Source organism: Mesorhizobium sp. CNPSo 4684 (assembly GCF_057784315.1).
Map to the genome: position 1 here is coordinate 1 of NZ_JBWLUX010000104.1, position 569 is coordinate 569.

The 569-nt window shown below is 61.0% G+C and carries 1 pseudogene; it reads left to right on the plus strand.

The window, feature by feature from the left end:
• A pseudogene (locus tag AC04SG_RS32880) lies at positions 1-569 on the plus strand (hypothetical protein); the annotation flags it as partial.

Below are 569 nucleotides of genomic sequence, written 5' to 3' on the forward strand. Positions count from 1 at the left end.
AAGCGGCGGCTTGTCGCGAAGCTACAGCCACGATCGCCGGTGAGGTGCTTCGCCGTGCCGACCAACTCTCTGAATTTACTCCGCAGAACCTGGCTAACCTGGCAAACGGCTTCAGCAAGTGGCCGGAACAGGCGGGTTGTCGCGAGGCCACAGCCATGATCGCCGGTGAGGTGCTTCGCCGTGCCGACCAACTCTCTGAATTTACTCCGCAGAACCTGTCGAACCTGGTGAACGGCTTCAGCAAGTGGCCGGAACAGGCGCAGTGTCGCAAAGCAGCGGCCGCGATCGGCATTGCGGTTCTTGGCCGCCGTGGGGACCGCACCGCCCAACCCTCAGACTTTACCCCGCAGGAACTTGCAAACCTTGTGAACGGTTTCAGCAAATGGCCGGAACAGGCAGAGTGTCAGGAGGTTATAGCCACGATCGCTGGCGAGCTGCTTCGCCGTTCCGACCAACTCTCTGAATTTACTCCGCAGGAGATGTCGAACCTGGCAAACGGCTTCAGCAAGTGGCCGGAAGCCGCGGAGTGTCGCGAGGCCATAGCCCTGATCGCCGGTGAGATGCTTCGC